This window comes from uncultured Maricaulis sp., assembly GCF_963976135.1.
In the GTDB taxonomy this organism is placed as follows: domain Bacteria; phylum Pseudomonadota; class Alphaproteobacteria; order Caulobacterales; family Maricaulaceae; genus Maricaulis.
On sequence record NZ_CAXBKN010000144.1, the window covers coordinates 1 to 4573 of the forward strand.

Below are 4573 nucleotides of genomic sequence, written 5' to 3' on the forward strand. Positions count from 1 at the left end.
CACAAGCTCTATCCGCCCTGCGGGCTTCGGGTGGCAAGCCACCCGCAGCGCGCACTTGGGGCGAAGGAGGGCTGCGCCGACGTTTCTTCCAGCCAGCTTTTGATCTCGACTCTTTGCGCAACACGCATGGACGGGCGCGTGTTATTACAATATACTCGTATAGGTAGTTTACCGGACGCGCCGGCGATGCATTATGTCTATCTGCTCGAGAGTCTGGCTTGCAGGGGCAAGCGCTATATTGGCGCGACTGCCGATCTCAAGCGTCGGCTCGCTGCCCACAATGCCGGCAAATCACTGCACACCTCGAAATATCGGCCCTGGAGGCTGGTGACGTATCTCGCGTTTTCGGAACGGGCGCGGGCCTTCGCGTTTGAACGTTACTTGAAGTCCGGCTCCGGCCATTCCTTTGCAGGCAAACGGCTTTGGTAGGGCTGAGGGCCTCCGGCTCCGGCCGCGTCTTTGCGCACCGGCATCTCTGACCGCCCAGGCCAGGCCGACACAGCCACTGGTCCATGCTGCGCCTTTCCTCCAGCGTGACCGGCGGGTCAGGGCTCGGCAAGGGGGGTGATGCGGCGGCGCTTGCGGACAAGATCGGGGCGGGGCGGCGAGAAGCCGGCCCGGATGGCGTGGATGACCACCGCGGTGATTTTGACGGCCGGTCTGCTCTGGCATGCACAGCCCGGCCAGGCCTTTGCTGACCCGCCAAATGCCGTTTCGGCCCGGCGGCTTGTCCCGGCGTCGCCGAGGCAAGCGACGGGCCTGCATCGCCGCGGTGCCGCGCACATCGAAAACCGATTGCCGGATCAGCATTATCCCGCCAGATTTCTGCTGCGATTCTCGCCTTCGGCAGGGCCGTCTTGCCGGTGATGATTGGGGCTGTTCATGAGCACTTTGACCCTCTTTGTCGTTCTCTACATGATCGTCTCGATCGGCATCGGCCTGCACGCGGCCTCGCGGGTGCGCAGTTCGACGGACTATGTGCTCGCGGGCCGCTCGCTGCCGATCTACATCACCATCGCCACGGTGTTCGCGACCTGGTTCGGCTCGGAAGCCGTTCTCGGCATGCCGGCAACCTTCATGGAGGAGGGGCTGGGCGGCATAGTCGCTGATCCGTTCGGTGCCGGCTTGTGCCTGATCTTCGTCGGGCTGTTCTTCGCCGCCCGGCTCTACCGGATGAAGCTGCTGACGATTGGTGATTTCTACCGCAACCGGTTTGGCAGAACCGTTGAAGTCCTGATCTCGATTGCCATCTGCATCAGCTATCTCGGCTGGGTTTCGGCCCAGATCGTGGCCCTGGGACTGACGATCCACCTGATTTCACAGGAAGCGGTCTCGTTCGAGCTCGGCATGGTGATCGGGCTGACCGTGGTCATGCTGTATACGATTTTCGGCGGCATGTGGTCGGTGGCGATCATGGATTTCCTGCAGATGATGATCATCCTCGGCGGGCTGCTCACGGTCGCCTGGCTGGTCGCGGACCGTCTCGATGGCGGCTATATGGAAGTCATCGATCACGCCGCCGCCAACAACAAGTTCGATTTCTGGCCCGAGCTCAATCTGGCGGCGATCCTGGCCTTCATCGGCACGTTTGTGACCCTGGCGCTGGGCTCCATTCCGCAGCAGGACGTGTTCCAGCGCGTGATGTCGGCCAGGGACGAGAAAACCGCGGTGCGCGGGACGGTGATCGGCGGCACATTCTACATCGCCTTCTGTTTCGTCCCGATCTTCATCGCCTATGGCGCGACCCTGCTCGATCCGGGCCTGCTGACGGTCAATATGGCCGAGGGCGGCGATCCGCAGCGCATCCTGCCCGAATTCATCCTCAATGACGTGCCGATGCCGATCCAGGTCGTCTTCTTCGGCGCGCTGCTCTCGGCCATCATGTCGACGGCATCGGGCACGCTCCTGGCACCGTCGGCGATTCTTGCCGAGAATATCTTCAAGGACGCGTTCAATCTCGATGACAAGCAATTGCTCTGGACGCTGCGGGCCTGCGTCTTCGTGTTTGGTCTCGTGGTGCTGGGCTATGCCTATCTGAGCACCTCGGCGGGACTGAGCATTTTCGAAATGGTCGAGAATGCCTATCTCGTCACGCTGTGCGGCGCCTTCGTGCCGCTGGCCTTTGGCGTCTACTGGAAGCGGGCGACCAATTTGGGCGCGCTGGTCTCGATTACCCTTGGCGTGACGACCTGGGCGGTGCTGGAAGCGCTCAACCTGCAGATGATGGCCAATGACGCCTCGATGCTGGTGCCGCCGCAGCTGGCCGGGCTGTTCATGGCAATTGTCGGCATGATCGCCGGCAGCCTGGTCCCGCCCTTGAAACCGCGAACCGCCACGGTCTGACCCGCTTGCCGTTCGGGGCGGACCTCAGCCCGATATTGTCTCGCCGCCCGCCGCGGCCTCATCTTCCTCCGCTTCGGCAGCCTCCAGATTGCCGCGCAATTGGCGTTCCCACTCCTCGCGGATCTCCTTGACCTTGGCGACATAGGGGGCGTTGAGATGGGCGGGGGTGTCGAGGCGGTAGAGGTCGGCGAGCTCGATCATCGAGGCGCGGTCCATCCGTTCAAATTCATTGGCATAGCGCGTTGCGCGGGTCCGGCTCTGGCCGAGCGCCTGCAGCGCCGAGCGGCCGGCGCGAATCGAGCTGTCATAGGTTTCGCGCACGATATCGCGGCAGCCGGCGGCCCAGAGCTCATAGACATGATCACGGTCTATGGCCCGCGCCAGCACGTGCAGGTCGGGATAGGTGTGCAGGGCATAGCGCACCAGCTCGGTAATCTTCGCCTTGTCGTCGATGGCGATGATGAGCAGCTTGGCCTCGGCAATGCCGGCCGCCTGCAGCAGGTCGGGCCGGGTGGCGTCGCCGAAATGGACCTGGAAGCCGAAGGCGCGCAGGGCCTCGAGATGCTCGGAACTGTAGTCGATCACGGTGGTCGCGTGGCCGGCCGAGGAGAGCATGCGGTTGATGATGCCGCCAAAGCGGCCATGGCCGGCAATGATGATCTTGCCATCGGGCTCGATCGGATCATCGGGCCGCGTCGAGCGCGCCAGATAATGCGGCATGATCACCTTGTCGAGCAGGATGAAAAGCGCCGGGGTGAGCAGCATGGAGAGCGCCACGATCAGCGAGAGCGGCGCGGCGAGGGCGTCGGGGATGACGCCATTGGCGATGGTGAAGGCCAGCAGGACGAAGCCGAACTCGCCGGCCTGGGCCAGCCCGAGCGCAAACAGCCAGCGGTCCGAGCCTTCAAGCCCGAATATTCGGGCCAGTACCCAGAGCACGCCGGCTTTCAGCGCGATCAGCCCGGCAACGGCACCGAGAATACCGACCGGGTTATCGGCCAGTAGCGCGAAATTGATGCCGGCGCCGACCGTCATGAAGAAGAGGCCGAGCAGAAGGCCGCGGAAAGGGTCGATATCGGATTCCAGCTCGTGCCGGTATTCGCTATTGGCCAGCACGACACCGGCGAGGAAAGTGCCCAGCGCCGGCGACAGGCCGACCAGCGTCATCAGCAGGGCGATGCCGATCACGATCATCAGGGCGGCGGCGGTGAACAGCTCGCGCATCTTCGCCCGGGCGATATAGCGGAAGATCGGGCGGGTCAGATAGGCGCCGATCCCGATCACGGCGGCAATGGCGGCCAGCGTCACCAGCGCGCGTTGCCAGCCGCCCAGTCCGTCGACGAGATTGAGGTCAAAGCCGGTGCCCTCGCCATGGGCGCCGGCCGCTTCGGCGGCGTGGCCGCCGGCCACCAGATCGGGCAGGGCCAGCAGCGGGATCAGGGCGAGCATCGGGATGACCGCAATGTCCTGGAATAACAGGACGGAGAAACTGGCGCGGCCGCCATCGCTGCGCGCCAGGCCTTTCTCATTGAGCGTTTGCAGCACGATGGCGGTCGAGGAGAGCGACAACACCATGCCGACCGACAGCGCTGTCTGCCAGGGCAGGCCGAAACCGATCCCGATCGCCATCACCCCGCCCAGCGTGCCAATCACCTGCAGCCCGCCCAGCCCGAGCAGGCGGTCGCGCATTTTCCAGAGCAGTTTCGGCTCCAGTTCGAGACCAACCAGGAAGAGCATCATCACGACGCCGAATTCGGCAAAATGCTGGATCGAGACGACGTCGACACCCAGCGCGCCGAGCAGGGGGCCCAGCGCGATACCGGCGACCAGATAGCCCAGCACCGAGCCCAGCCCGAGCCGCGAGGCAATCGGCACCGCAATCACCCCGGCAATCAGGAAGGTGAAGGCGAGCAGCAAAAATCCGGTCATGATATCCCCGTTGCAGCGTGATGCGTGCTGGCGGGCACACTAGCGGCAAGCCGTGATGCGGTCACGGTCATTGATCCGGGATTGCCGGCGCTGCGGTGGGGCATTCGCTGTGCAATTGGTGCTGCACTGAGTCTCGACGCCCGCAACCGAAACGGCTAAACGGTTCAGTTCTGGCGCGGGTATAGCACAATGGTAGTGCAGCAGCCTTCCAAGCTGAGGATGCCGGTTCGATCCCGACTACCCGCTCCAGCCTTCGCTCGCTGCGCGAGCTTCGGCTGGGCAGGCCCAACGCTAGAACGAG

3 protein-coding genes and 1 tRNA gene are annotated in these 4573 nt (G+C 63.9%); 3 read left to right on the forward strand and 1 reads right to left on the reverse strand.

Features of this window, described 5'->3' with window-relative positions:
* Positions 1-429, forward strand: a 429-nt coding sequence (locus AAC023_RS13660) for a GIY-YIG nuclease family protein (RefSeq protein ID WP_339741748.1), incomplete at its 5' end; no start/stop codon positions are given.
* Positions 430-882: 453 nt separating this feature from the next.
* Positions 883-2343 carry a sodium:solute symporter family protein gene (locus AAC023_RS13665; RefSeq protein WP_339741749.1) on the forward strand — a complete coding sequence of 487 codons (1461 nt, stop codon included), beginning with the start codon at positions 883-885 and terminating at the stop codon, positions 2341-2343.
* A 24-nt stretch (positions 2344-2367) separates the two neighbouring features.
* On the opposite strand, the gene AAC023_RS13670 is transcribed toward AAC023_RS13665, so the two are convergent.
* The gene (locus AAC023_RS13670; protein ID WP_339741750.1) at positions 2368-4272 is read right to left on the reverse strand and encodes a cation:proton antiporter; all 1905 of its coding nucleotides are present in this window, start codon (positions 4270-4272) and stop codon (positions 2368-2370) included.
* Between the two features lie 175 nt (positions 4273-4447).
* Here AAC023_RS13670 and AAC023_RS13675 point away from each other — a divergent pair.
* Positions 4448-4521: transfer RNA gene (locus tag AAC023_RS13675), tRNA-Gly, on the forward strand.
* The last annotated feature ends 52 nt before the right edge of the window (positions 4522-4573 follow it).